This is a genomic window from Maricaulis sp., from assembly GCF_030149235.1.
In the GTDB taxonomy this organism is placed as follows: domain Bacteria; phylum Pseudomonadota; class Alphaproteobacteria; order Caulobacterales; family Maricaulaceae; genus Maricaulis.
Window position 1 is genome coordinate 20,910 of the sequence record NZ_JASBRW010000068.1, and the last position, 25,229, is coordinate 46,138.

A 25,229-nucleotide genomic window follows, 5' to 3' on the forward strand; every position below is an offset into this window, starting at 1 on the left:
ATGATCCGCTCCACCCTTATCGCCCTCACCGTCCTGGCCAGCGCTCCGGCGCTGGCTGGCGAACCGGTGGTGCTGCGCGAACGGCTCAGCGTCGACGGCGCCCAGATCACCCTTGGCGATCTGTTCGAAAACGCCGGCGAAGCTGCAGACACGCCGGTCGCCCGTGCTCCGGCACCGGGCGCACGCACCTCGCTCGATGTCAGCTATGTCCAGCGCATGGCGGCACAGAACGATCTTGACTGGGCCAATGCCGGCTATCTCCGCCGCGTTACGGTCAGCCGCAACAGCCGCGTCATTACCGGCGAAACCCTGACCGACATCCTGGAAGGCGAGCTGATGATGACGGAAGGTCGTCGCCATGAGGTGCGCCTGTCAAACACCGCGCTGATGCTGCACGCCCCAGTCGACAGCATTGGCGGGCCCGAAGTGCTATCGCTTAACTTTGACCCGCGCTCCGGCCTGATCGCCGTCGAGGTCCGCCCATACAGCGATGGGGATATCGTCCGTGTCACCGGCCGGGCCTATGCCACCATGGATATTCCGGTCCTCGCCCGTCCCGTCTCTGCCGGTGAAGTGATCGACGCCGACGATATCGACTGGATTGCCGTACGTGCGGACCGCGTGCGTCCCGATGCAATCACGGATCCGGAAAGCATTATCGGCTCGGAAACGCGCCGCGCGCTGCGGGCCAACGAACCCCTGCGCGGCTATGACCTGCAGGAGCCGGTCGTGATCAGCCGCGGCGAGATCATCGCCCTCACCTTCCAGGCTCCCGGCATTCAGCTGTCAGTGCGCGCCCGCGCCCTTGAAGACGCGGCCGAGGGCGAATTAGCCCGTTTCGTCAATCTGCAATCAAACCGCACCGTGGAAGCCCTCGTTGAAGGCCCCGGCCGGGCCAATGTCGGCTTCGGCGCCGCCAGCTTCTAAGGCCTAAAGGACCAGTCCCATGCTCAAGAAACTCGCTATTCTGATCGCTCTGGGTGCCGGCCTACAGGCCTGCGCCACCACGGATCGCCTATCCTATGTCGGCCAGACCCCGCCGATGACGCCGATCGAAAACCCGGCCCACATGGTCGGCACCGGCGCCTCGCAAATTCCGATGCCGGTCAATGCCATGCCTAACCGCACCATGGCACCGCGCACCAGCAACTCGCTGTGGAATGCCAACTCGCCGACCTTCTTCGGTGACCCGCGCGCCGCCCGTGTCGGTGACATTCTCACCGTCAATATCGACATCTCCGACCGCGCCCAGCTGTCCAACTCGACCAATCGCTCTCGCACCTCGGCAGAGGACAGCGATCTGACGCAATTGTTCGGCATCGATCTGACCGGTTTCTTCAATGACAATATCGACCAGACCAGCCTGGGCAGCTTCGGCTCGACCTCATCACTGGAAGGCGATGGCTCGGTCAACCGCAATGAGACGATCTCGCTGACTGTCGCCGCCTTGGTTACCCAGGTTCTGCCAAACGGCAATCTGGTCATCGCGGGGCGCCAGGAAGTTCGCGTCAATAACGAGGTTCGCGAGCTGCTGATCTCGGGCATTGCCCGTCCTGAAGACGTCGGCTCGGACAATACGATCAGCCACACTCAGATTGCGGAAGCCCGCATCTCCTACGGCGGCCGCGGCCATCTGACCGATGTCCAGCGCCCCTCCTACGGCCAGGAACTCTACAACATCCTGATGCCGTTCTAGGACCACAAGATCCCGCCACCATCGGGTATCCACTGGCCGTCATGGTTCGCCATGACGGCCTCTTTTTTGCGGCCGCTGAGGTATTGCGTTCGTGCGTCTAGCCGGTCCTGTATCCGGGTGCTGATCTTTACTCCGCCTGCCGTTTTGGCCCTCACCTAATGCAGATGTGGTGATGCTCTCACTCGCCAGCGCGTCAGAGCCAGAGACCTTCCGCACGCCGGCCCGACCGGCCTACCCGACCCACTCAGCGAGCACTCCTTTTTTGGCTCGACGCATGAGACAGTTTGCCCTGATCGGGTATAGGGTTTGATCAGAATCCGGGGGACCGAATGATCAAACACCTGACAGCTGTGCTTGTAAGCTTTGCGATTACCACCTGCACTTGGGCGCAGGACACAACGGCGGAAGCCGCAGCCGACACTTTCTACGACATGTCGGAGGCCCATCGTGATCATTTCCGCTGGATCGATTTGTCAGATATGCGGGCAATCCGTGCGAGCATTCAGAGCGCGCTGGCCCAAACGCAGTCCTGTGCTGGCGGAGACTGCCCGGATTTCGACTGTCCGGCGGCCAATGGCTCACTGTCCAGTGCCGGCGAACTCTACATGCGGCTGAGTGCCATGAAGAACGCGCTGGATCACATGCATGCGCTCGAGCTGGCTCACCTGCACAATCTGCACGAGGAAGCCAATCTTACCGAGGCAGAGGCCCAGTATCAGAACGATGTCTTGTTCTGGCAGGGCGCGGTGATCGGTCTGAGCGCCTCCTTTATCCAGACGGTTTTCGTATTTGGAGACCTCGACGCCATGTCGGATCCGACACACGGCGCCCTGGCCATGCTCAGCGCGACAGATGAATTCCTACGCGACACTGAAGCGCTTTATGAAGACCTTGCGGCTATTCGCACTCGGGCGTTACCGCGCTTTCGCGAGCGCACAGACCCCCTCGAGGACGGAATCAGCTTCATCTACGACATGAAATCGACCTCCGAGAATTTCGCCAATGGAATTCGCGACCTGCGTGGGGGCAATCTCTCGACAGCGCAAGCCAATGCGATCACGATGTTCGCGCGCGCCGTTCGGGCCTGGGGCCTCGAGCAATTAAGCCAGCGCCAGGCTGAAGTTGCAGCACTCAATGATGACGCATTTCGCGAGCGTCAAGAAGCCAATGAGTTTGCCGAACGCCTGCGTGGTCTGGGGCTCCAAAGAGAGCTAGCCGCCTTGACGGTTACCGATGCGGAGGCACTCCTCAACGGATTGAGTGGGTGCATACAGGCAAATTGCGCGGTCAGTCCCTCGCCGCTTCCGCCCGCGCCGCAAACTCTGCTGCCGCCGGATGGCCAGAGCGGGAACGACTTGCCGCGAATTGATCACGCCGAGCTTGAACGCAACACGGCAAGCATCCTTGCCATTGGCCTGAGGCTGCAACCCAATTGGATTCGCCCCTATTGCGAAGTCTCAGAGGAAACGACGGACACAGATGACAGCGCCTTTGGGGAAACCCCGCAAATGGACCTGGGTCAGATCCGCGATGACTGCCGCGTCATCGAGAATGCCGGGATTTGCTCCATTGTAACGGAAGATCGACGTGAACAATGCGCAGCCGGTGCCGCCCTTGCTGTCGCCGCATGTGCCGAAATGCCGGTGATTGGTGCGCGATTTGCCCAAGCTGAGCCGCTCTCGCCCGCATTCAATGCGGCGCTCTCTGACATGTGCCGCGCGTCTTGCGCAATGCTCTACGGAACGGATTTTCATCTCGATCAGCAAAGACTGGTCGCGCTCGACCAGATCGAAGAGCTGGAACAACAGCACCTCGCCAATGGCGGACCAGTTATTTCAGCTAATAGGGGCAGCGCCCGGCAGGCCCAGATTCAGGACCTGGAAGACCAGCTCCGGCAGCTGCGCACTGCGACCGGGACAGAGTTCGTTGAAACCTATTATGACCCGGCGACCAATACTTATCGCGACGGAGCCCAGGAGGCGGGTGGGCTATTCCTCGTCGCCAGCCGTCCGGGAGGAATGAATGCGACCGAGAACCAGCTTGCGGAGGAACTACGTGCCCGCATCCAGACACTGCGAGCGGAGGAAGACGAACAGGCTTGGCGCCCAAGAAGTGTGTGGGGCGATCAGGCGACTCAGTTCTGGCAAACTTACGGGCCTCATCAATTCCTGATGTGCGGCGGAGAAACCATTTCGAACCGTTACCAGGAATGCCTGGCCGGCTGCAGCAGCGGTGGCACAGCCCAATATGAGGCTTGTAGCGTTCGTGCGCCGGATCTGGACGTCAATCTGGGGCCATTCCTTTACCCGCCGGAGGACCCGCGCAGCTCTTCAATCCCGAGCTTCAATGCCCAGAACGCCCTTCGGCAAGCGCAACAGCAGTAAAACAGGCGGTTCAGTCGTCGCGGTGAACGCGTTCCTTGCGCTCGTGACGCTCCTGTGCCTCGAGGCTCAGGGTCGCGACTGGGCGCGCATCGAGACGGGCGAGAGCAATCGGCTCACCGGTCTCTTCGCAGTAGCCGTAATCATCTTCCTCGATGCGACGCAGCGCGCTGTCGATCTTGGAGATCAGCTTGCGCTGGCGATCACGGGCACGCAGTTCAAGCGAACGGTCCGTCTCGGTTGAGGCCCGATCGGCAAGATCGGGCAGTGCGCCCATATCTTCCTGAAGATTGGAGATTGTCGACTTGCTCTCGCGAAGGATCTCTTCCTTCCAAGCGTTCAGCTTGCGCCGGAAGTATTCCTTGTGGCGATCATTCATGAAGGGTTCGTCGTCAGACGGAATGTAACCCTTCGGCAATTCGATACGATTTTCGTCGCTCATCGCTTTCATCTCAATCACCCGCGGACAGCCGCACTCCCCCGAAAGCGGGGCGGAGCATATTCACCCGCAGGCCGCTGTCAACGCGTAGCCGCCGTTAGGGTTGCCAAAACCCAGCATCTAGTTGGAATTGTTCACGGAATTAGCGGTTGCCGCGCGCAACCGTTATTCGCCTGCTAGCCGAATTTCGCCAGCTCGACGGCTGCGCGGGTTTCGACCTCATCGAGCGCCGCTTCGAGACGCGCATCATTGGTGGCATCACGGCGCGATTGCAGCAATTGCATCAGGGCCTCGAGCTTGGCTTTGGGCAGGCCGCCCTCAAGCAGGGCCACCTTCAATTCATCCAACACGTCAAGCATGTCAAAGGCGCGGTCGGTAGCCTGCTTGCGAGCCTCGGTAAAGTCCCCGACAGACTGCAGCGCAAGGATGGCATCGACCCCCTGAATGGACGAGGCCGCGCTGGCACCCATCGCCGAACCGGTGCTTGCCATGTGTTCCGGGGTAAAGGTTTCGCCAGCCGAGCGCGTTGCGCCCTTTCGCTTAGCGGAAGAGATGGAGCTGGTGGCATTGGGTCCGGTAATTTTCATCGCAGAATCACATCCTGACTTGAATGGTTAAGGCATGCGCCTTCGCCATTAACAGAGGCTTAACTCTACCCTCTTGCTGGGAAAATTCTACCGGGCAGGCCTGCCAGGGGGGATATTCTGCCGCCGCCGGCACCCCGCTATAATTATATAGATCATTGTTTTTATTACGATTTAATTATGAATACCGGCGCGCATTCTGGCACGCTTCTGGCAACGGGTCTGGCGAAGTTTCGGAGACCCGAAAAATGCGCCACATCCTCATCGCCATCGCCGCCCTCATCCTCACCGCTCCTGCATTCGCCAATTCGCGGATCAAGGACATGGTCGATGTCGAGGACGTTCGCGACAATCATCTGGTCGGCTATGGCCTGGTGGTCGGTCTGGACGGTACCGGCGACAGCCTGCGCAATGCGAGCTTCACCAACCAGTCGCTCAACGCGATGCTGGAACAGTTCAACGTCAACACCCGCAATGCCAACCTGAACACGCGCAATGTTGCCGCGGTGATGGTTACGGCCTCGCTGCCCGCCTTTTCCTCGCAGGGCAGCCGGATTGATGTGACGGTCTCCGCCATTGGTGACGCATCCTCTCTGCAAGGCGGTACGCTGGTCGCAACGCCGCTGTTCGACAGCCTTGGCCGGGCCTGGGCCGTTTCCCAGGGCACGCTGACAGTTGGCGGCTTCCAGGCGGAAGGCGACGGCGCGTCCATCACCCGCGGTGTGCCGACCTCCGGCCGCATCGCCAATGGTGCACTGGTCGAAAACCCGTTTGCCGGCACCGGCGTTGACCCGTGGGCAGAGATCGCCAACCGCACCGCACTGCGGCTGTCGCTGCGCAATCCCGATTTCACCACGGCCCGCCGCATGGCTGATGCCATCAACGCCTATATCGGTGGCGGTGCGGCCCGCGCCGTCGATCCGGGTACGGTCGAGCTGAGCCGTCCGGCCAGCTTTGGAGGCGACATGATCGATCTGCTGGCCGAGGTCGAACAGCTGCGCGTTGAGGCTGACCTGCCGGCCCGCGTCATCATTGACGAGAACACCGGCACGATTGTCATGGGCCAGAACGTCCGCGTCTCCACCGTCGCGATTGCCCAAGGCAATCTGACCATCACCATCACCGAGACGCCGATTGCCAGCCAGCCCAACCCGTTCGGCGATGGCCAGACCGAAGTGCTTGAGCGCACCGACATCCAGGTCACCGAGGACAATATGCGGCTCGGCATCCTGGAAGGCTCCGTCTCCCTGGCAGAACTGGTTGATGGCCTCAACGCGCTAGGTGTGACGCCGCGCGACCTGATTACCATCCTGCAGGCCATCAAGGCCGCCGGAGCCCTGCAAGCCGATATCGAGGTGCTGTAATGGACAACCTCCTCAATATGCAGATGAACCAGGCGCTGGCGGCGACCCAGAGCCGGGGCCAGACCGCGCCCGACATTTCCGGTGTTCGCACCGAAGAACAGGCTCGCGCGGTCGCCGAAGAGTTCGAAGGCTTCTTCATCGGTCAGATGCTGGAAGCCATGTTCAAGGGCGTTGGTGAAAACAACCCGCTCAGCGGCGGCTCGGGCGAGAATGCCTTCCGCGGCCTGCTGCATGAGGAATACGCGAAAGTCATGGCCGAGTCCGGGGGAATTGGCCTGAGCGACAAGCTGACAGCCGAAATCCTGCGCTTGCAGCAAGAATGAGGGAATAGAGCATGACCGAACTTGCGGCCCGTAACGGAGCAGAGCGCGCCCAGGCGTTGTTGAAGCTGACGCAGCGGCTCACGGATCTAATCCGTCAGGAGACCTCCTTGTTCAAGGAGCGTCGCCCGCAGGATGCGCTGCCTTTGCAGGATGAAAAGTCCAAGCTGGCCAATATCTATCGCACCGAAGTCTCGCGTGCCCGGCAGGAACCAACGCGCTTCGCCGGTGCTCCAAGCACAGTCAAGTCGGCGCTGCGGCAGTCGACGGAAGTCTTCCACAAGGCGTTGGCAGAAAATGGTCACGCCGTCGCAGCCATGAAGCAGCTGACTGAAGGTGTGGTCAAAGCTATTGCCGATGAGGCCGCTCGCCAGAAATCAGCTGGCGGCGGCTACGGCCCGGGCGCCACACACCAGACCCATGCGCCAAGCGGGATGAACCTGGCAATCAACCAGACGATCTGAGCCCTCCCCTCAGCTGCAGATACAAGAACGGGGCGCCGGTTGGGCGCCCCGTTTCTTTTTGGGCCCGCACGTGACGCGATCGGAATTTCTTGATCCCACCCAGCTAGGTGCTGCCTCCGTTACCGGCCTCGGCAAAGCGTCCGCGCAGGGCCAGAAAGCAGCGAGTGTGCGATGACTTAGTATCGCTGAGATGGTGCCCAGTTATGAATGGGCGTCCGGTATCAGGATCTAGTATCTCACACCCGTTGGAAACTAGAAGAATGCCGTGGCACTACTGGCTGGGCCTGAATTGAGGCGTGCCAGACCGGCCTGATAATTTGCCAGCTGAGCGTTGTAATAAGCTGGAACCGTACCACCACCGCGGCCCGCCTTCGGCCCCTTGAGCAAGGCCTTCAAGGCCGGGTCCATGGTGATATCGCGGTATGCCCGCTGGATAATCGACATGGCGCTCTGCAGGCTTTCCTGGGCAGCTGCAGCGAAATCCTTGTCGGCAATCGACAGCTCGTTGGGCAGATCCATCGCAAACAGCGGCGGTCCGTCAACGCTCTTGTCGTCCTTGTCCAGAAGAGAGCCTGTATTCACGATCGCCCCCGGCTTGATACCCAGCGACTTCAGCAAATCGCGGCCATCCGCGCCGGCGAAGACTTCAATCGTCTTGTCTTCAGCCGCCTTGATACGCAGCCGATCACCCTCGCTGGAGCGGCGCACATCGGCTGTCCCGTCCAAAACCAGGGCCGCATTGATCTTGAAGGTCAGGGCCCGGATCGTGTCATTGCTGTCGACAGTGATCTTTTTGCGCCGGCCACCATCGACGGAGAGGTAAAAATGATCGCCCTCGCGTGCGGAGCTGCGATCAGTGACCACACGGCTATCGGTATAGGTCAGCGAGCCCGTCGGCAGACCGAGGGCGTCAAGAACACTGTCATCCTGTGACCCGACGACGATCCCCTTGGCTTCCGCAAGACCGCCGCGGCCGGAAATCTGGGTCGACCAGTCCACTCCACCGCTGACGGCATCCAGCTGGGCGACAAAGGCGTCGCGCTTGCCGACTTCGGCATTGCCGCCAATGGCGCCGGAGGTCTTGCCCGCAAGAAAGACTTTGCCATTGTCGACAGCGATGGCATTGCCAGTATCGTCATCATTGGAGCCGACGAATGTGGTGTAATCGATGCTCGCACTGGCACCATCGGTCATCTTGACCAGGAAGGCGTCACGCACCCCGCCATTGTGCGCGGCGAGCGGTGCTGACGGGGCAAAGCTGCTGCCCGCTGCGCCGGTCAGGTAAATATTCGCACCATCAACCGCGACCTGGCCGACCTTGCCGTCCTCCAGCGCGCCAAGTGTCTGCTCCCATACCGCAGCGCTGGCACCGTCAGCGGCCGCGAATTTGCGCACTACCGCATTGCCGTCTTCGGATCCGGCAACGATCAGATCGCCGTCGCTGGCAATGCTGAGCGTATCAATGGTCTCGTCGCCCGCCGCGCCGACGCGGCGCGTGTAGAGCGTTTCACCGTTTTGATCGAGAGCCCGGATAAAACCGTCAGACAGACCACCGGCATGAACCTGGTTGCCAAAGGCGGCATCGGTCTTGCCAGCAACATAAACCGTGCCGTCGTCAGCGACCGCGACCGAACTGGCCCGGTCATCGCCGGTACCGCCGAAGCGCCGGACCCATTGCTCGACGCCGTCCGCGTTGAATTTCGCAACAAGCGCATCGCTGTTGCCGACATCCAGCGTGTCGCCCAGGTCACCCTTGACCTCACCGGCCACGACAACGTCGCCGCTCGCATTGACGGCAATCGAAACTCCCTTGGCCTCCTCCGCCGCACCGAGCACACGGCTCCAGACGCGGTTTCCGAGGCTGTCATACTTGGCCAGAACCAGATCCTGGCTGCCCTTGAGCAATTGACCGTCAACGCTGCTTGTCGTCTGGCCCACGACAAAGAGACCACCATCAGCCGCATTGGCGCTGGCCTGGATTTCCAGCGGATTATCCTCGGCCTTCTGACGCGTCTCGCCGTCCTCTGAACCCACCACCTCGACTTCGGTCAGGGTCTGGTCGGCGCTGAAACGGGTGGAGACCTCGGTCGTCGGGGTCCCGGAGGCGATATCGGTCAGCTTGACGATCTGGCCGCCTGCCGTCTGGTTGATGCCGGAGACCCCTGTGAAGTAAACTGCCGGCTGTGCCGCTGGAGCAGAAAAGGCGACGCGTTCGGTTTGGGCACCCTTGACCAGAAAACCGAAATCATCGCCCTGCACGACCCCGTTCTCGTCTTCCTCACCGATCTTGGTGCGCTCAAAGCGGGTGATCATCCCAGCCGCCTCCAGCTGGGTATTGATATGATCAGCGATGTTATCGAGGTTGCGGGGTGTAGCGCCCATATCAGCCAGATCAATATTCACATCAGTCGTGATGCCACTCTTCGTCACCGAGACGGTGAAACGGACATCGCCCGTCAGGCTGGCCACCTCGGCGTCGAAAGCGCCGCTGTGGATCGTGCCGGTAGTGAATTGCGACAAGCCCCGCGATACGGCGACTTCACTCTCCAGCTTGGACAATTTCTCGCCCTTGAGGAGGTTCACCTCGGTCAGGTTCATGTTGTCGAAATAGGTATCGAGATCGGCAAGGCCATTGACGAAGCGCTTCTCAAGAAAGTCTCGGCGGGATCCCGTCGTTGTCTTGTCCGCCGCTTCTTCGGCCAGGGACATCAAGCGTTTGAGACCCTGGTGCAGCGAAAACAGCGCCTTGTGATCCTTCGCCGCATCGAGGCCGGAGAACTCCCGGTCCGGGTCGCGAAAGAAAACACCATCCGCAAGCACCTTGCGACGCAGCTCTTCGAGCGTGGTCACATCACCGCGGATATCCCAGGGCGGTGTCACTTCGGCGGCATTGTTGCGGCTCGCCGACGAGGGCAGATTGGACAGGGCCGAATTGGTCGCGACGGACGCAGAAATGCGCGAGTTGAACCAACTCGTCAGCACACCAGCGTTCAGTCCGATAACGGTCACGGCACGAGAATCCTTTCTACCGACTCACGAGTGTGACGCCGGAACGCAAAGAAAGGGTTTCCAAACGGAGTTAACCGAACGCTCAGGCGGCGATTTTCAGAGAAGCGACAGCGCTTTCGATATCGGCGCGCAGATGCGCTACCGGATTGCCCTCGCCGGCCGCTTCGGAAATCTCGCCCGAAAGATCCGGACGACGCAGGCAGAGTGCCGCGAGCTCGGCTGCGGAAGCTTCGCCAGCCGCTTCGCCCAACTCATCGAACAAGAGACGGGCCTGGTCCAGCTGCGCCTGATTGCTCACCATCCAGTTCAGGCTCTCAAGACCGCCACCGGGGCCACGCAGGTTGGCTTTTTGCAGATAGACATGCTCGCGCATCCACAAGGTCGCATCCTCACGGGCATAGTCTTCACGGGCAATACGGTTCGCTTCTGCAGCAAGAACAGCGGGGAAGACCTCGCATTCAAGCCCCCGTGGGAAGAGGGCCGGCATGGTGTTGCACGCATAGTCGGCACTGGCACTGTCATAGAGCTCAAGCACCTTGGCGCAGATACCCGGGTCGATGAAGGGCGACGCCGCGCTGACCAGAACCACGGTCTCGACCCCATAATCCTCGACCGCATGCGTAAGATCCGAGAGTGGATCACTGTCCGGCCCTACAGATAGAAGGTGGCCATTGCGCAGGATTTCAAGCGCCAGCTGGGTTTCGACTTCGCTTTCCGGAATGGTGCAGATGACCTGGTCGACCCCCGCAATCCGGGCGCATCGATCGAGCACGCGGATAAGCGCCGTTTTCTCGCCAAGAGACTGCAAGATCAGATCTTTGTCTTGGAACTGAGTGGAACGCGCTTGGACGATTGCGGCGGTAGTCATGACCGGGCCTCGGGCTGGGGAGCTAATTGTTATAGATTGACGATGCGCCCGGGTTCCTAACGCGCCGTTAACCCAACCGGCACAGCGTCGGCGCATCGTTTCGAATCGAGAGAAACCGCCATGGCAACCTCTTCGACGCCTGCTGCACACCGCGACTTCTCTGAGCCGCGCATCGACCTCAACGGCAAGACCATTCTGGTCACCGGAGGCACCGGCTCATTCGGCCGGCAATTGACCCAGACCATATGCCGCGAGTTTAAGCCGAAAAAGCTCATCATCTTCTCCCGGGATGAGCTGAAACAGTATGAAATGGCGCAGGATTTTTCGCCCAATGACTGGCCGTTTTTGCGTTATTTTATTGGTGATGTCCGCGACGAGGCCCGCCTCGACCAGGCCATGCGTGACGTTGATGTCGTGATCCACGCCGCGGCCCTGAAACATGTGCCGATTGCCGAGTACAATCCATTCGAATGCATCAAGACCAATGTCATGGGCGCAGAGAATGTGGTGCGGGCGGCGATCAAGCGCGGGGTCAAACATGTGTGTGCCCTGTCGACTGACAAGGCGGCCAACCCGATCAATCTCTACGGCGCCTCGAAGCTTGCATCGGATAAAATATTCACGGCAGCCCAGCATATGGGCGGAGAAGGCGGGCCGGTTTTCTCGGTGGTGCGCTACGGCAATGTCGTTGGTTCTCGCGGTTCGGTTATTCCCTTCTTCAAGAAGCTGATTGCCGAGGGCGCGCCGGAACTGCCCATCACCGATGCCCGCATGACCCGGTTCTGGATCACACTTGAACAGGGCGTGGACTTTGTCTTGTCCAGCCTGGCCATGGCGAAGGGGGGTGAAGTATTCGTCCCGAAGATCCCGTCTTCCAGCACGGTTGATCTGGCGAAGACATTAGCGCCCGACTTGCCGCATAAAATCATAGGCATACGCCCCGGAGAAAAGCTTCATGAAGTGATGGTGCCGGAGGATGACGCCCATACGACGATGGAGCTTGGCGATCGTTACGCCATCTTGCCCGCCTATGGGGAAAGCCGGCGTCAGGCCTATCTGGACAACGGCGCCGAGCCGGTGCCGGACGGGTTCAGCTATGCCTCGCACACCAATCCGGAGCAGCTCGATAGTGCCGACCTGAAGGCCTATCTGGACGGCGTGCTGGAGCAGTGAGCCAGCACCGCGGGCATTTGCCGCGCATCATCATGCGCGCCGATGCCCGGCCTGAGCTGGGTGGCGGCCATATCACCCGCTGTCTTGCGCTGGCTGATGCTGCGAGATTTCGCGGTGCGGATGTGGCGTTTGCGTGCAATCCCGGCGCATCCGCCGTCGTCCCCCGGCTGGATGATTGCGGATTTCCGGTCCTGGTTGCGCGCGATAGCGGTGAGCTTCCGGTCCCATCTGAGTGGAATGGACGCGCCGACGCCGCAATTATCGATCTTTACGACAGCACGGTGGAGGATGAGCGCGGCTATCGCGCCATTGCCGGGTGCGTCGCGGCCTATGAAGACCTGCCGGAACGCATCCATGACTGCGACCTGCTGATCGACCAAAGTCTCGGCGCCAGCGCAGCGCAATATGCCGGGCGTATTGGTGATGACACAACCCTGCTGCTTGGTCCCCAATACTATGCGGCGCGAGAGGAATTCATTACCGCTCGGCCCGCGGCACTGGCCCGCCGCCAGACGCCGGAATTGCGCCGCATCCTGATCAGCATGGGTCTGACCGATGTGCGCGGGATCAGCTGGCAGGTCGCGCGGGTTGTGCTGGACGCCTTTCCCGGCGAGGTCGAAGTCATTCTCGGCGCCCGGGCGCAGAGCCGAGAGGCGCTCGAGACGCTCAGCCGGGAATATGACCGATTGACCCTGACGATCGAGGCCCGCGACATCGCCCGGCGCATGACGGACGCCGACCTCGCCATCGGAGCGGGCGGCGGCACGGCGCTGGAACGTTGTATTCTGGGACTGCCCAGCCTGATCCTCGTCCTCGCCGACAACCAGCTCGCCCTGGCCAATCACCTGCACGATAGCGGTGCTGCCGAGCGGGTTTCACCAAACGCGCCAATCGAGAAGACCTTGCCCGAGGCACTCGCCAGAATGACGCCTGAACGTCTGGCGGAAATGGCGCAAAACGCCCAATCGATCAGCGATGGCGCGGGTGCCGCACGCCTGGCCGAAGCCATCCTGACCCGGCTCTAGAGCGCCATCACCATCTTCAGCGCCTCGACGACCCGCACCGGATCATCATCCGACATCCCCTGATACAGCGGCAGGCTCAACGTGCGCTCATAATAGTGCCGCGCGCCCGGCAGGTCGATCTGACCATAGCGCGCCCTGTAATAAGGCTGATCGGAAACCGGGATGTAATGCACCTGGGTGCCAATACCGTGCTCACGCAGGCCGGACATCACCTGGGAACGGGTCAGGCCCGCCGCTGCAAAATCGATCCGGGCCGCATAAAGGTGCAGGCAGGCATCATTGCCGGGCACGCGGGCGATTGGCTGGACCACGGGTGCCAGCCCGTCCAGCGCCCCATCATAGGCTGCGGCAAGGGCCTGGCGTCTGGCCTTGAATGCCGCCAATCGGCGCAGTTGAGACCGGGCCAGCGCGGCCTGGATATCGGACAGGCGGAAATTCCAGCCCAGGGCCTGCATTTCATGCCACCAGGGCTCGTCTTCCTGGCGTTCATGCCGGCCCGGATCCCGCTCAATACCATGGCTGCGCAGGATCTCGATCTGGCGCGCCGTATCGGCCCTTGCGGTCGTCACCAGACCGCCCTCCCCGGCGGCGATCGTCTTGACCGGGTGGAAGGAGAAAGTCGCCGCATCGGCATGGGCACAATTGCCCACCTCGCCCCACGGCGTGGTCGTGCCGATGGCATGGCAACTATCCTCGACCACCACGGCACCAGCGGCCCGGGCCAACGGCTCGATCGCCGGCATGTCACAAACCTGTCCGGCCAGATGCACGGGCAGTACCGCCTGGACACGGCCACCCGCGCGATCAATCGCATCCTGCAGTGTCGCGGCAGTCATCAGCCCGGTTTGCGCATCAACGTCGGCAAACACGACCTCAGCTCCGCAATAACGCGCCGCATTGGCTGTCGCCATGAAGGTTATAGCAGGTACGATCGCGACATCGCCCCGCCCCAGCCCCGATGCTGCCAGAGCCAGGTGAAGCGCTGTTGTCCCGTTGGAACAGGCCCGGGCATGAGGCGCCCCGGTCGCCGCTTCGAAATCCTGCTCAAATTCCCGGACCGCGGGCCCGGTGGTCAGCCAATCGCCCCGCAACACGTCTGTGACCGCATCGATGTCGGCCTGGTCGATTGATTGCCGACCATAGGGCAGGAAGCTGTTGCTCATCGCCTTGTCCTCTTAAACGCGCACATCATGTGGCGAGTCGCCCTTACAGAAACGGCTCCCCGAAGGGAGCCGCAACCGTGGTGGTGGAGAATGTCAGGCCAGCCAATCGGCTTAGCCCTGGAACAGGTTGAGAATGATCTGCGGCGCAGAGTTGGCGATCGACAGCGCCTGAACACCGAGCTGCTGCTTCACCTGCAAGGCCTGCAGTTTCGCGCTCTCGGTCGCGAGGTCCGCGTCGACGAGGTCGCCGACACCTTTCTCAAGACTGTCCATCAGCTTGTTCACGAAGCCGGAATGGGCCTCGAGCTTTTTGGTGTCCGAACCCAGATTGGCCAGCGCCTGGTTGACGTTGTCGAGGCTGGTCTGGATCGTGGTGGCAATGCCGCTCGCTAGGGTCACCGTGCCGAGGCTGGCCGTCGCCGCCAGCGTGATGATCGCGCCGCCAAAGGTCAGGTCATGGGACTTCAGGGTCACTGAACGGGTCGCGTCGGCATCAGCGAGGAATTCGATACCATTGGTGACCGCGCCATTGATCATGTTGGCGCCATCGAACTCGGCATTGTCGATGATGACCTGGATCTGATCGAGCAGCGACTTGAAGTCACTGTCATAAGCGGCACGGGAGAAGGTATCGAGCGACGGGTCCATCGCCGCCACGGCTTTCTCGCGCATCTGCACCAGGAGGTCAGAAATGGCCTCACCGGCCGCCAGGGCCACATCACCGATCGTGGAGGCGCGATCGAGACCGGACTGCACTGCATCAAGTGCCCGGATGTCTGCCCGCATGGACTGAGCCACCGCATAGATCGCGGCATTGTCCTTCGAGCCACCGATCTTGAGACCCGTATTGATACGAGACTGGACCTGCTCCATCTCCTCATTGGTCTTGGTGAGGTTCTGGAGCGCGATCATCGCGGCGCTATTGGTGTGGACACTGAGGGTCATGCGACATTCTCCGCAACTTCTTACGGCTGCACTTTTGCAGCGTGTTCGACGGACAAGGCGCAAGAGGCGTGCCGAACTGGCACACACACCACAAGCCAATATAAACATTGAATAAAACGCAAAGCACCCCAGCACTGGGCCAGAGTCGTTTGCTTAACATTGCCGGGACTTGCCTGCCCGGGCGGTCATTTTTGCCGGGCGTTCAGGCGCGCTGATTGATCAGGCCTGCGGTCTGCGTGCGCAGATATTCCAGCAGTTCCGAATGGGTCTCAGGCGGCCAGCGGCGCACCGCTTCGCCCGTATCCTGATCGACCATCATATAGATAAAGTCCTTGGACGCGGTATCCCGCGTGATCGAGAGCCGGGAGTTTTTAAACGCTCCTTCGGCCAGTTGCTCGATTTCGGCGGCAGTCTCTTCGGCCGGCTTGCGGCGTAGACTCGTCCCGTCCTGTTTCTCAACAGGTTGAACACGCTGTGCCTCGGATTGCACGCGGTCGGATATCTTGTCCCGGCTGTCGGAGGTTGGAACCACCACGACAGACGATGGGTTGAAGCCTGTCTCTGCCATTTCTTCTTCGCTGACGCGGAGGCATCAGCGCCTCCATAGTGTGTATTCCCGCCGTCAACTCAGGGAATGGGTGGCGGGACTAGCCCGCCACCCGACCCGTGAATTAACGGAAGTATCCCAGGATCGTGCTCGGCGCCGAGTTGGCGATCGACAGAGCCTGAACGCCAAGCTGCTGCTTGACCTGCAGGGACTGCAAACGCGCACTCTCTTTTGCCAGGTCCGCGTCGACGAGGTTGCCGATACCCTTTTCCAGGGCATCAGACAGCTTGGCAACGAAGTCCTTGTGCACTTCGAGGGACTTCGAACCCGTACCCAGGCGCGCCAGCGACTGGTTCAGGTTGTCGAGGGAGGTTTCAATCGTGGTCACGATCGTGGCCGCATCACCTGCCGTCGCGAAGGACGCGGTAGCAGCCAGGGTGACAACACCACCGCCGAGCGAGAGGTTCTCGTCGGAAATACGGATGGTGTTGGTACCGTCAGCATTCGCCAGAGCGGAGATCGAGGTCACAGAACCGTCGATCATGTTCGTTCCGTTGAATTCTGCGTTGGAAACGATCGTGGCGATCTGATCCCGCAGCGATTTGAAATCTTCGTTCAGAGCTGAACGAGAAGACGCGTCGAGCGAGCTATCAGCGGCGGCCAGAGCCTTTTCCTTCATCTCTACGAGGAGATCGGAAATTGCCTCACCACCGGCCAAGGCGACATCAGCGGTGGAAGCAGCCAGGTCGAGCGAGTTGCCGACAGCGGAGTAACCGTTGACGTCAGAACGCATTTTCTGCGCAATTGCGAAGACACCACCATTGTCCTTGGCGGACGAGACGGCCAGACCCGTGTTGATGCGGGACTGAACCTGCTGAAGCTCTTTATTGGTCGAGTTCAGGTTTTGCAGCGCAACCATGGCGCCGGCATTCGTGTTGATAGTAGCCATTTCTTGGCCCTTTCCTTTCTAGGTTCTCGAGCTTTTTGCTCGCTGGGTCTTCTGACCCTCCTGTGGAAAGAGCAAGGACGGTGCCAATTGCCTATTGACGCAGGGCGTTAACCTCGATTCGTGTGATTCGGTAGGCGATATTTGCCGACTCAAATCTGCCGGGAGTAACCATCGGCCCGGCAGAAATTGCCCACCAAACAGGCAAAACCGCCCGGCAATATCTGCCGGTCGGCAAAAATGTATGGTTTACAGAGGGTTAATTTGCGATTTCAGGCACGCGAAATCGCCACGAGTGGATCCGCAGAAAAAAGTAGCTGGGATCGCCGAAGCGATCCCAGCCAACCCACGGACCGACTACCGGAAGAAGGAGAGGATCGTGGACGGTGCCTGATTGGCAATGGAGAGCGCCTGGACGCCCAGCTGCTGCTTGGTCTGCAGCGACTGGAGTTTGGCACTTTCCTTGGCCAGGTCGGCATCGACCAACGCCCCGATACCCTGCTCAACAGCGTCCGACAGTTTCGTCACGAAGTTATTGTGAACTTCGAGCGATTTGGAGCCCGTACCCAGACGCGCGAGCGACTGGTTCAGGTTGTCCAGGGACGTTTCGATCGTGGTCACGATGGTGGACGCATCGCCCGCCGTTGCGAAAGACGCCGTTGCTGCGAGGGTAACAACACCACCACCCAGCGACAGGTTTTCGTCCGAGATACGGATGGTATTCGTACCATCGGAATTGGCGAGGGCGGAAATCGACGTCACGGAACCATCAATCATGTTCGTGCCGTTGAATTCCGCGTTCGATACAATCGTCGTGACCTGATCACGCAGCGACTTGAAATCTTCATTCAAGGCAGTGCGCGACTGTGCGTCGAGAGATGCATCAGAAGCCGCGAGGGCCTTTTCCTTCATTTCGATCAAGAGATCGGAAATCGCCTCACCTGCGGCGATTGCAACGTCTGTGGTCGAAGTCGAGAGGTCGAGACTTTGCTTGACCACACCAAAGCCGGCGACCTGGCTGCGCATGCGCTGGGCGATAGCGAAAACACCGCCATCGTCCTTAGCGCCGGCAACCCTCAGGCCGGTATTGATGCGTGTCTGGGTCTCGGCCAGATCCATATTGGTTTTGCTCAGGTTCTGCAGGGCGACCATGGCCGCCGCATTCGTGTTCACAGAAAGCATGTTCTAAGTCCTCCGTTCTGGAAGCAATGGAAGTCGAATTTTTCGACCCTGGGCCTTTTGCCCGCACATGACGTCGCAAACCGCGTGCCGAAGCGCTGCAGTGATTTTTTCAATATTTTCAGTGTTATAGAATATTAAAAGGCGCCACCATCGCGGTAGCGCCTATTTATGCCGGGCAAAACTGCACAGGCGGCAAAACTAGCCCACCTCAGCTCCGGAAGCCTGGGGCATTAGCCCCTGCATGATCATCCGGTTGATATCAACCAGGTCGTCGATGGCGGACGGCTCACGCATCGCCACGCTGGTATGCTTCGACACGAAGAGCGAGAGGGAAATAATGGACGCGCGGAGCTGTTCAGGCAGCTGGTTCTCCTCGCTCGCACAATCCGTGGCGAAATTGCTCCACATGCGGCGGTTGAGATCGAGCGCTTCGATACGGGACTTGATATCCTCTTTGGGCGCATCCTTCGCCGTCATCAGCCCGCGCGTCACATGCGCGAACAACCGGTATTCGGTGGCACGGGGGTCTTCGCTGCGATTGGACGCAGCCTGATACGCCTGAAGGGACATTACGCCAGTCTCTCCGATTCATACTTCATGAGCTTGCGGCAACCGAGAAGCGCCTTGTAGTACTCGGACGCCATCACATCGCGGCTCACAGCAACGCAGATCGCGAGCATTTCGGGATCGCTGACCACGCCCATGAACTCATTCATGCGCAGCACGAATTCGTCATACAGATGGTCTTCTGCCTTGCCCGCGAGATACATCATCATGATCGGGAAATAGATCCGGCGCACCGGCGTGGTGACATCTTCCTCCTGGAGGATGTCCTTCTCACGCAGGACAGAAGCCTTGTTCTTCAGCACCAGATTCGCGCGCCGGTCGCCGTTTTCGATAACAGCTCCGTTGATCACGAACTTCTCGCCGGGCTTGAGCGAGATTTTCAAGGGCATCGAGACAACTCCAGCTTCATGACACCACAAATCGGTTCCGGATCCGTGGCGTAAGACTGCAGAGCGCGGGTGAAGAAAAGGTTTCCAGCCGCTGCGCGCATGCGAACTTAGTTGTTAGCGAGTTCTTAAATCGAATCCTGAGCCTTTGACCTGTTAATCAGCTGCCCAGGTTGCCCCCATGCAGGCTCAGCCCCTCAATCTTGAAGCCGAACTCGCCGCCGGAGCGGAAGAAGAAAAGCATGAAACGCCCCTCGTCGCGACCCAATCCGCGACAGCGTTGAAGCTGGACACCCACGTCAAGCGCCTGCCCAAGGACACACGCAAGCGGCACCAGAAAGTCGTCAGCCTGGTCAAGCGCGCGATGCGCGCCTCCGATGGAGGCGATCATCCGGCCGGCGCGCGCAAGGCGCACGAGGCGCTTGGGATCGCTCCGGAACTGGCTTTGACCAACCATGTGATGGGGTTGATGCTGCTACGCTTGGGCCGTTTGTCGACCTCGCTCGATTTCTTCGAGAAGGCCTGGAAGCTCGACCCCCAGGACCCGGAAATCTATCAGAAGCTCGGCCTTGTAGCCTGGAAGCTGGACATGCTTCCGGCCGCGGAGAAATTCTATCGCCTGCAAAACCAGATCGCCCCCAACCGCGTGGACGGCATTCTCAACCTGACCGGAGTTCTGCGCGACATGGGCAAGTTCGATGATGCCATCGAGATCCTGCGCACGGCGATCTATTCCGACCCGGAGAATTATGACCTCTGGAACTCGCTCGGCTCCGTGGTGTCGGAAAGCGGCAAGCCGACCGAGGCGATCACCTTCTATCAGGAAGCGCTCCGCCTGAAGCCCAACTATTCCCGGGCACACAACAATATGGCCAATGTGTTCGAGCTCATCGGCGAGCCGGAGCAGTCACTGCCGCACTATGAAGAGGCCCTGAAGAACCCGATCGACGCCGAGGATGAGGCGACCATGTCGCATGGCCGGTCGCTGGTCATGCTGGCCGCGGGTCATATCCGCGACGGCTGGGCGGCGAACGAGACCCGCCTCAACCCCGATCGCAAGGGCGCCACCCTCTTCACCATCGACAAACCGATGTGGGACGGGGTCGATCCTGCCGAGATCCGCGGCAAGACCGTCATACTCGTCGGCGAACAGGGCCTTGGCGATGAGGTGCTCTATCTCAATATCGCCAAGGACATGATCGAGGCGATCGGGCCGGAAGGCGAGTTGCGGATCGCCTGCGAATACCGGCTGGTCGACCTGGTTCAGCGTTCCTTCCCGCAAGCGCGCGTCTATCACCACATGTCGACCGTGCTGGAGGGCCGCGATGTTCGTGCCACTCCGCAATTGGAAGAGGGGGCCGATTTCTGGACACCGATGGCGACGCCTTTGCGCGCCTTCCGCAATTCGCTCGAGGACTTCCCGACCGAACCCGGCTTTCTCACCGCGGATCCGGAACAGCAGGCCTTCTTCCGGGCCCAGATGGACGGCTTCGGCAAGGGGCTGAAAGTCGGTATTTTGTGGAAGTCACTGAAGATGACCGCCAAGCGCGCCCGTTTCTTCTCAGCCTTCGATGCCTGGGAGCCGATCCTGAAAGTCCCCGGCATTGACTTCATCAATCTACAGTATGGCGAGGTCGATGAAGAAATTGCGCTGGCCAAGGACCGCTATGGCGTGACGGTGCACCAGCCAAGCGATATTGATCTGAAGATGGACCTCGACAAGGTCGCGGCCCTCTCCTCGGCCTGCGATATCGTTATCGGCCCGATGAACGCCACCTCCAACCTGGCGGCGGCCTGCGGCGGCATGGTCTGGTTCTTCCACTCCCACAGCTCGGCCTGGACCCTGCTGGGCGAGGACCGGCAGTACTGGTACCCGCAAACGCGCTCCTTCTTCGGCGAGGGTTTCCAGGACTGGGATACCACGATGAAGAAAATCGCGGCGGCACTGGCCGAACGCGTCGAGGCCAGCTAGCCGGCCCAGCGCCGCTGCAGCGATGCCCGGATACCGCGGGCGAGCCGCAGCGTGTCGTGGCGCTTGGCATTGATCGCCGTCAGCTCGGGATGCTGGCGGCACACCTCCGCCAGTTCCGCCCAGCCGATCACCGCCGCCCGCTCCTCACCGAGATGGGCATACACAGCCTGGCAGAATGCGAGATCCTCCGGGTAATCCAGCGTCCACCTCAATCGTTCAACGCCATCGCCGGGGCCTGTGAGATTACCCAGTGTCAGATGCGCCTGCGCGCGAATCCACGGCGTGACATGCTCACGGGCCGCGGCATCAGTCGCCTTGGCTTCCGCCTCGTACAGCAGCCCGGCAGAAAAAACCTCGCAGTCCAACCCGTGAGGGAAGAGCGGCGGGGCGGTATTATTGACATAGTCGGCCGGCGTCTCCCGCCACAGCGCGATGACCTGGTCGCACACACGCGGATCGAGGAATGGGCAATCGCTGGTGACCCGCATCACGGTCTCCGCCTCGACCGCCCGAGCGGCCTTGGCATACCGGGTCAGTACATCATCCTCCGGTCCGCGCGCCACCGCGTAACCGGCGGCCGCAGCAGCTTCGGCAACCGCATCATTCTCCGCGCTGTCCGGGACGGCGACAATCACAGTGTCCGCCGCAACAATACGGGCGCAGCGATCAAGCACCCGGGCCAGAGCGGTCGTCGACCCCAGCGGGTTGAGGATCTTGCCGGGCAGGCGTGAGGAGCCAAATCGGGCCTGGACGATCACGGCGAGGGTCATGCGGGCGCTCCTGAAGTTTCCCCTTGGTTAGAGCATGCTTCGCCGCCCGCGCGAAATCAGACGCCACTGCAGGCAGACACGGCTTGTTTACGCCCGCGGGGCGAGACTCATCGCATTGATTCGATCAACGGACCGTGCATGAGCGACAGCGCCGACATCACCCTTCTGCCCGCGCGTGAGGCAGATATCTGGGACGTGCTCGCCTGGCGCAACGCGCCCCATGTGCGCGAGAACATGTACACATCCGATCCGATCGACCGCGAAACCCACCAGGCCTGGTACACAGCCGCCCTGGCCGATACGACCCGCGAACTCTGGATCATTTCCGCCGGCGGCCGGAAATGCGGGCTGGTGACGCTGACTGATATCGCGCGCACCCCGCCGTCCAGCTGCAGCTGGGCCTTTTATATCGGAGATCCCGGCGCGGTCGGAAAAGGCGTTGGCAGCGGTGTGGAGCGACGCGTGCTCGAGCGTGTTTTTGCCCGTCTCGAGCTCGATGTTCTGCGCTGCGAAGTGCTGGCCTTCAATACGCCCGTTATCGGGCTGCACCGAAAATTCGGCTTCGAGGAAACCGGCCGGATCGAAAACCGCATCACCCGTGATGGCGATGGTCTAGATGCCATCTGCCTGGAGCTGACCCGCGAGCGCTGGCGCGCACGCCAGGAGGCCTGATATGAGCTCTTCCCACCCCGAGTTTGAATTCGCCGGCCGCATGATCGGCCATGAACACCCGCCCCTGGTCATTGCGGAGGTCTCTGCCAATCATCTCGGCGAGATTGACCGGGCGCTGGAAACCATTGAAGCGGCGGCCAAATGCGGCGCCGATGCGATCAAGATCCAGACCTATTCACCCGACACCATCACCATTGATCATGACGGCCCGGGTTTCGTCATGGAGGGCGGTCTGTGGGACGGGCGCAATCTCTATGATCTCTACAGCGAGGCCCAGACGCCGTTCGACTGGCATCCGCGTCTGTTTGAAAGGGCGCGCGAGCTGGGCGTCACCCTGTTCTCCACGCCGTTCGATCATTCCGCTGTCGACCTGCTCGAAAGCCTAAACGCCCCGGCCTACAAGATCGCCTCCTTCGAGATCACCGACCTGCCGCTGATTGCCCGCGTCGCGCAAACCGGCAAGCCGATCATCATGTCGACCGGCATGGCCAATCTGTCGGAAATCCATGAAGCCGTCCGCACCGCGCGCGCGAATGGTGCGCCGGGCCTGGCCATCCTGCACTGCCTGTCCTCCTACCCGGCCCCGATCGACCAGTCGGACCTGCGCACGGTCCCGCATCTGGGCCAGGCCTTCAACGCCGTGCCCGGACTGTCCGACCACACGCCCGGCACCGCCTGCTCTGTTGCCGCGATCGCGCTGGGTGCCCGGGTGATCGAGAAGCACTTCACCCTGTCACGCGATGATGGCGGGCCGGACAGCGAATTCTCCCTCGAGCCGGATGAGCTGAAACGCCTGGTCGAGGATTGCCACAATGCCTTCAAGGCGCTGGGTCAGGTCCGCTATGACCCGGCCGGTTGCGAGCGCGGCTCGCTGACCTTCCGTCGCTCCATCTATGCCGTCGCCGAAATCAAGGCCGGTGAAACCTTCACCGAAGCCAATATCCGCTCCATCCGCCCCGGCCATGGCCTGGCGCCCAAACACCTGCCGGATATCCTCGGCCGCAAGGCCAGCCGTGACATCGCCTATGGCGAGCCCATGGCTATGGATGCGGTCGACTGGGCCGGCAAGTAGAGCGAATTTCACGTTCGCCCTACCCAGCCCCCATCAATCGCGCTAAGTCGGTTCCCATGCGTTTTGAAGGTACAGACAGCTATGTCGCTGATGCAGAGCTTTCCGCCGCGGTGAATGCGGCGATCGCTCTGGAGCGTCCGCTGCTCGTCAAGGGCGAGCCGGGCACGGGAAAAACCGAGCTGGCCAAACAGGTCGCCAGCGCCATGGGCATGCCGCTGATCGAGTGGCATATCAAGTCCACGACCAAGGCCCGCCAGGGTCTTTACGAGTATGACGCCGTCGCCCGCCTGCGCGACAGTCAGCTCGGTGAAGACCGTGTCCACGACATCCAGAATTACATCCGCAAGGGCAAGCTTTGGGAAGCCTTTGCCGCCCCGGAACGCTCAGTCCTGCTGATCGACGAGATCGACAAGGCCGATATCGAGTTTCCCAACGACCTCCTGCAGGAACTCGACCGCATGGAATTCCATGTCTACGAGACCGGCGAAACGGTGAAGGCTGTGAACCGCCCGGTGGTGATCATCACCTCCAACAATGAGAAGGAACTGCCAGACGCTTTCCTGCGCCGCTGTTTCTTCCACTTCATCGCCTTCCCGGACGAGGAGACGATGCGCGCCATCGTCGAGGTTCACTTCCCGGGCCTCAAGGGCCGCCTCCTGTCGGAAGCCCTCAAGCTCTTCTTCGACATCCGCCAGGTGCCCGGTGTGAAGAAGAAACCGTCGACCTCGGAACTGCTCGACTGGCTCAAACTCCTCATGGTCGAGGATATCGACCCGGCCATCCTGACCGAACGCGATCCGCGCAAGCTGATCCCGCCGCTCCATGGTGCCCTGCTCAAGAACGAGCAGGACGTGATGCTGTTCGAAAAGCTCGCCTTCATGGCGCGGCGCCAAGGCGGCAACCCGCCGGGCAATGGCGGTCCGGGCGCGGCCTGAACCCGTCCGAACATAAACCGAGTGAAGCCGGCCGGTTGGGGAACGCCCCGACCGGCCGGTCTTCCTTTGCGGCCTAATTTTAACACCTTACACCAAATTCACTGGTGCTGATTTCGACAAGCTGCATGCTGGGGCGCGTCAATGGATCTGGAGCTACGGCTCCTCGCACACAGGATTTCACACATGTCGGCACTCCTCGCCCTCTCCGCGCTCTTCCTCCAGGCGACACCGGTTTGCGGGGTGGACGAGGCTGAACGCACGCGCCTCATGGCCCTGAATGAGGATGCCTTCGATCAGGACATGCAGGGCGGCTGGCGCGCCGTGGCCAATCAGGGGCCGGATTGCTTCGTCACGGCGGCCGAACTGATCCAGGACTATGTCGCCCTGCATGGTGCGGAAAACCTGGAGCAACCCGGCCTCGCGCACTGGCATGCCGGGCAGATGTTCGCCATGGCTGGCGAGACAGAACGCGCGCTACCGGAGCTGCGACTCTCCTATAAGCCGGCAAGCGATAATCCGATGGACGCGATGTGGAACAGCTATGCCGACGGCACGATCGCCTTTCTCGAGCGGGACCGCGAAGCGCTGATTGCCGCACGAGATGCACTGCCAGACCGCCCCATGAGCAATCGCGGCGTGCTTGACGGTCTGATCAATTGCTGGGATCGCCCCATGATGGAGGCCTATCAACAGGACTGCCGGACGGGCGAAGTGAACTAGCCTGCGCGGTTCCAATGCGCTTGAGCTGA

Annotated in this window: 24 protein-coding genes and 1 pseudogene; 13 read left to right on the forward strand and 12 right to left on the reverse strand. The window is 61.0% G+C overall.

The window, feature by feature from the left end; all coding sequences use genetic code 11:
• The 3 genes from flgA (at position 1) to Q1V51_RS10040 (ending at position 4,080) form a co-directional block, all read left to right on the forward strand.
• Positions 1–927 carry a flagellar basal body P-ring formation chaperone FlgA gene (gene flgA / locus Q1V51_RS10030; protein ID WP_300555922.1) on the forward strand — a complete coding sequence of 309 codons (927 nt, stop codon included), beginning with the start codon at positions 1–3 and terminating at the stop codon, positions 925–927.
• Between the two features lie 19 nt (positions 928–946).
• A complete protein-coding gene (gene flgH, locus Q1V51_RS10035) occupies positions 947–1,696 on the forward strand; it encodes a flagellar basal body L-ring protein FlgH (protein ID WP_300555923.1) in 750 nt (249 codons plus the stop codon).
• A gap of 329 nt (positions 1,697–2,025) precedes the next feature.
• Positions 2,026–4,080: a hypothetical protein gene (locus tag Q1V51_RS10040; protein ID WP_300555925.1), complete on the forward strand. Its 2,055-nt coding sequence runs from the start codon at positions 2,026–2,028 to the stop codon at positions 4,078–4,080.
• A 10-nt stretch (positions 4,081–4,090) separates the two neighbouring features.
• Here Q1V51_RS10040 and dksA read toward each other — a convergent pair whose 3' ends face one another.
• Both dksA and Q1V51_RS10050 read right to left on the reverse strand, forming a co-directional pair.
• Positions 4,091–4,519 carry an RNA polymerase-binding protein DksA gene (dksA, locus tag Q1V51_RS10045; RefSeq protein ID WP_300555927.1) on the reverse strand — a complete coding sequence of 143 codons (429 nt, stop codon included), beginning with the start codon at positions 4,517–4,519 and terminating at the stop codon, positions 4,091–4,093.
• 173 nt (positions 4,520–4,692) lie between these two features.
• Positions 4,693–5,103, reverse strand: a complete 411-nt coding sequence (locus Q1V51_RS10050; protein WP_300555929.1) for a flagellar assembly protein FliX — start codon at positions 5,101–5,103, stop codon at positions 4,693–4,695.
• Between the two features lie 245 nt (positions 5,104–5,348).
• On the opposite strand from Q1V51_RS10050, the gene Q1V51_RS10055 reads away from it, so the two are divergent.
• Genes Q1V51_RS10055 through Q1V51_RS10065 form a run of 3 tightly spaced genes read left to right on the forward strand, consistent with a single transcriptional unit; the run spans position 5,349 to position 7,248 of the window.
• Positions 5,349–6,464 (forward strand): flagellar basal body P-ring protein FlgI, encoded by a 1,116-nt coding sequence (locus Q1V51_RS10055; RefSeq protein ID WP_300555931.1) that lies wholly within the window; start codon positions 5,349–5,351, stop codon positions 6,462–6,464.
• Positions 6,464–6,787: a rod-binding protein gene (locus tag Q1V51_RS10060; RefSeq protein ID WP_300555933.1), complete on the forward strand. Its 324-nt coding sequence runs from the start codon at positions 6,464–6,466 to the stop codon at positions 6,785–6,787. Before Q1V51_RS10055 ends, Q1V51_RS10060 begins: the two co-directional genes overlap by 1 nt.
• Positions 6,788–6,798: 11 nt before the next feature.
• Positions 6,799–7,248 (forward strand): flagellar basal-body protein FlbY, encoded by a 450-nt coding sequence (locus Q1V51_RS10065; protein WP_300555935.1) that lies wholly within the window; start codon positions 6,799–6,801, stop codon positions 7,246–7,248.
• Between the two features lie 252 nt (positions 7,249–7,500).
• Here the strand turns inward: Q1V51_RS10065 and Q1V51_RS10070 are convergent, their stop codons facing one another.
• Positions 7,501–10,257, reverse strand: coding sequence for a hypothetical protein (locus Q1V51_RS10070; protein WP_300555937.1), 2,757 nt, complete (start codon positions 10,255–10,257; stop codon positions 7,501–7,503).
• Positions 10,258–10,339: 82 nt separating this feature from the next.
• A complete protein-coding gene (locus Q1V51_RS10075; protein WP_366522735.1) occupies positions 10,340–11,221 on the reverse strand; it encodes an NTP transferase domain-containing protein in 882 nt (293 codons plus the stop codon).
• Between the two features lie 24 nt (positions 11,222–11,245).
• Here Q1V51_RS10075 and pseB point away from each other — a divergent pair, with 24 nt between their 5' ends.
• Complete coding sequence (gene pseB / locus Q1V51_RS10080; protein ID WP_300555941.1) at positions 11,246–12,298, forward strand: UDP-N-acetylglucosamine 4,6-dehydratase (inverting); 1,053 nt, start codon at positions 11,246–11,248, stop codon at positions 12,296–12,298.
• A complete protein-coding gene (gene pseG, locus Q1V51_RS10085) occupies positions 12,295–13,323 on the forward strand; it encodes a UDP-2,4-diacetamido-2,4,6-trideoxy-beta-L-altropyranose hydrolase (protein WP_300555943.1) in 1,029 nt (342 codons plus the stop codon). The genes pseB and pseG overlap by 4 nt, the downstream gene beginning before the upstream one ends.
• Here the strand turns inward: pseG and pseC are convergent.
• The 7 genes and pseudogenes from pseC to flbT form a co-directional block, all read right to left on the reverse strand.
• Positions 13,320–14,486, reverse strand: a complete 1,167-nt coding sequence (gene pseC, locus Q1V51_RS10090) for a UDP-4-amino-4,6-dideoxy-N-acetyl-beta-L-altrosamine transaminase (protein WP_300555945.1) — start codon at positions 14,484–14,486, stop codon at positions 13,320–13,322. The genes pseG and pseC overlap by 4 nt on opposite strands.
• Positions 14,487–14,597: 111 nt before the next feature.
• Positions 14,598–15,431 carry a flagellin gene (locus Q1V51_RS10095; RefSeq protein ID WP_300555947.1) on the reverse strand — a complete coding sequence of 278 codons (834 nt, stop codon included), beginning with the start codon at positions 15,429–15,431 and terminating at the stop codon, positions 14,598–14,600.
• A 202-nt stretch (positions 15,432–15,633) separates the two neighbouring features.
• The gene (locus Q1V51_RS10100; protein ID WP_300555949.1) at positions 15,634–15,999 is read right to left on the reverse strand and encodes a flagellar protein FlaG; all 366 of its coding nucleotides are present in this window, start codon (positions 15,997–15,999) and stop codon (positions 15,634–15,636) included.
• Between the two features lie 103 nt (positions 16,000–16,102).
• The gene (locus tag Q1V51_RS10105) at positions 16,103–16,927 is read right to left on the reverse strand and encodes a flagellin (protein WP_300555951.1); all 825 of its coding nucleotides are present in this window, start codon (positions 16,925–16,927) and stop codon (positions 16,103–16,105) included.
• Between the two features lie 354 nt (positions 16,928–17,281).
• Positions 17,282–18,106 carry a flagellin gene (locus tag Q1V51_RS10110; protein WP_300555953.1) on the reverse strand — a complete coding sequence of 275 codons (825 nt, stop codon included), beginning with the start codon at positions 18,104–18,106 and terminating at the stop codon, positions 17,282–17,284.
• Between the two features lie 198 nt (positions 18,107–18,304).
• Positions 18,305–18,676, reverse strand: a complete 372-nt coding sequence (flaF, locus tag Q1V51_RS10115; RefSeq protein WP_300555955.1) for a flagellar biosynthesis regulator FlaF — start codon at positions 18,674–18,676, stop codon at positions 18,305–18,307.
• Positions 18,657–19,062: pseudogene (flbT, locus tag Q1V51_RS10120) on the reverse strand (flagellar biosynthesis repressor FlbT); the annotation flags it as partial. The pseudogene flbT and the gene flaF, both read right to left, overlap by 20 nt.
• 178 nt (positions 19,063–19,240) lie before the next feature.
• Between flbT and Q1V51_RS10125 the strand changes: the two are divergent.
• Entirely contained in the window at positions 19,241–21,031 is a 1,791-nt protein-coding gene (locus Q1V51_RS10125) for a tetratricopeptide repeat protein (RefSeq protein ID WP_300555959.1), read from the forward strand.
• On the opposite strand, the gene Q1V51_RS10130 is transcribed toward Q1V51_RS10125, so the two are convergent.
• The gene (locus tag Q1V51_RS10130; protein WP_300555961.1) at positions 21,028–21,801 is read right to left on the reverse strand and encodes a glycosyltransferase family protein; all 774 of its coding nucleotides are present in this window, start codon (positions 21,799–21,801) and stop codon (positions 21,028–21,030) included. The two genes, Q1V51_RS10125 and Q1V51_RS10130, sit on opposite strands and share 4 nt — an antisense overlap.
• A 138-nt stretch (positions 21,802–21,939) precedes the next feature.
• On the opposite strand from Q1V51_RS10130, the gene pseH reads away from it, so the two are divergent.
• The 4 genes from pseH to Q1V51_RS10150 all read left to right on the forward strand — a co-directional run bounded on the left by pseH (position 21,940) and on the right by Q1V51_RS10150 (position 25,200).
• Positions 21,940–22,473 carry a UDP-4-amino-4,6-dideoxy-N-acetyl-beta-L-altrosamine N-acetyltransferase gene (pseH, locus tag Q1V51_RS10135; RefSeq protein WP_300555963.1) on the forward strand — a complete coding sequence of 178 codons (534 nt, stop codon included), beginning with the start codon at positions 21,940–21,942 and terminating at the stop codon, positions 22,471–22,473.
• A gap of 1 nt (position 22,474) precedes the next feature.
• On the forward strand, positions 22,475–23,545 hold the full coding sequence (gene pseI, locus Q1V51_RS10140) for a pseudaminic acid synthase (protein WP_300555965.1): 1,071 nt from the start codon (positions 22,475–22,477) through the stop codon (positions 23,543–23,545).
• A 56-nt stretch (positions 23,546–23,601) separates the two neighbouring features.
• Positions 23,602–24,480: a MoxR family ATPase gene (locus Q1V51_RS10145; protein ID WP_300555967.1), complete on the forward strand. Its 879-nt coding sequence runs from the start codon at positions 23,602–23,604 to the stop codon at positions 24,478–24,480.
• A gap of 183 nt (positions 24,481–24,663) precedes the next feature.
• The gene (locus tag Q1V51_RS10150) at positions 24,664–25,200 is read left to right on the forward strand and encodes a hypothetical protein (RefSeq protein ID WP_300555969.1); all 537 of its coding nucleotides are present in this window, start codon (positions 24,664–24,666) and stop codon (positions 25,198–25,200) included.
• Positions 25,201–25,229 lie beyond the last annotated feature (29 nt).

Bases quoted from the DNA above. Each gene is read 5' to 3' on its own strand.
- flgA (WP_300555922.1), top strand. From the start codon at position 1: ATGATCCGCTCCACCCTTATCGCCCTCACCGTCCTGGCCAGCGCTCCG.
- flgH (WP_300555923.1), top strand. From the start codon at position 947: ATGCTCAAGAAACTCGCTATTCTGATCGCTCTGGGTGCCGGCCTACAG.
- Q1V51_RS10040 (WP_300555925.1), top strand. From the start codon at position 2,026: ATGATCAAACACCTGACAGCTGTGCTTGTAAGCTTTGCGATTACCACC.
- dksA (WP_300555927.1), bottom strand. From the start codon at position 4,519: ATGAGCGACGAAAATCGTATCGAATTGCCGAAGGGTTACATTCCGTCT.
- Q1V51_RS10050 (WP_300555929.1), bottom strand. From the start codon at position 5,103: ATGAAAATTACCGGACCCAATGCCACCAGCTCCATCTCTTCCGCTAAG.
- Q1V51_RS10055 (WP_300555931.1), top strand. From the start codon at position 5,349: ATGCGCCACATCCTCATCGCCATCGCCGCCCTCATCCTCACCGCTCCT.
- Q1V51_RS10060 (WP_300555933.1), top strand. From the start codon at position 6,464: ATGGACAACCTCCTCAATATGCAGATGAACCAGGCGCTGGCGGCGACC.
- Q1V51_RS10065 (WP_300555935.1), top strand. From the start codon at position 6,799: ATGACCGAACTTGCGGCCCGTAACGGAGCAGAGCGCGCCCAGGCGTTG.
- Q1V51_RS10075 (WP_366522735.1), bottom strand. From the start codon at position 11,221: ATGCGCCGACGCTGTGCCGGTTGGGTTAACGGCGCGTTAGGAACCCGG.
- pseB (WP_300555941.1), top strand. From the start codon at position 11,246: ATGGCAACCTCTTCGACGCCTGCTGCACACCGCGACTTCTCTGAGCCG.
- pseC (WP_300555945.1), bottom strand. From the start codon at position 14,486: ATGAGCAACAGCTTCCTGCCCTATGGTCGGCAATCAATCGACCAGGCC.
- Q1V51_RS10095 (WP_300555947.1), bottom strand. From the start codon at position 15,431: ATGACCCTCAGTGTCCACACCAATAGCGCCGCGATGATCGCGCTCCAG.
- Q1V51_RS10100 (WP_300555949.1), bottom strand. From the start codon at position 15,999: ATGGCAGAGACAGGCTTCAACCCATCGTCTGTCGTGGTGGTTCCAACC.
- Q1V51_RS10105 (WP_300555951.1), bottom strand. From the start codon at position 16,927: ATGGCTACTATCAACACGAATGCCGGCGCCATGGTTGCGCTGCAAAAC.
- Q1V51_RS10110 (WP_300555953.1), bottom strand. From the start codon at position 18,106: ATGCTTTCTGTGAACACGAATGCGGCGGCCATGGTCGCCCTGCAGAAC.
- flaF (WP_300555955.1), bottom strand. From the start codon at position 18,676: ATGTCCCTTCAGGCGTATCAGGCTGCGTCCAATCGCAGCGAAGACCCC.
- Q1V51_RS10125 (WP_300555959.1), top strand. From the start codon at position 19,241: ATGCAGGCTCAGCCCCTCAATCTTGAAGCCGAACTCGCCGCCGGAGCG.
- Q1V51_RS10130 (WP_300555961.1), bottom strand. From the start codon at position 21,801: ATGACCCTCGCCGTGATCGTCCAGGCCCGATTTGGCTCCTCACGCCTG.
- pseH (WP_300555963.1), top strand. From the start codon at position 21,940: ATGAGCGACAGCGCCGACATCACCCTTCTGCCCGCGCGTGAGGCAGAT.
- pseI (WP_300555965.1), top strand. From the start codon at position 22,475: ATGAGCTCTTCCCACCCCGAGTTTGAATTCGCCGGCCGCATGATCGGC.
- Q1V51_RS10145 (WP_300555967.1), top strand. From the start codon at position 23,602: ATGCGTTTTGAAGGTACAGACAGCTATGTCGCTGATGCAGAGCTTTCC.
- Q1V51_RS10150 (WP_300555969.1), top strand. From the start codon at position 24,664: ATGTCGGCACTCCTCGCCCTCTCCGCGCTCTTCCTCCAGGCGACACCG.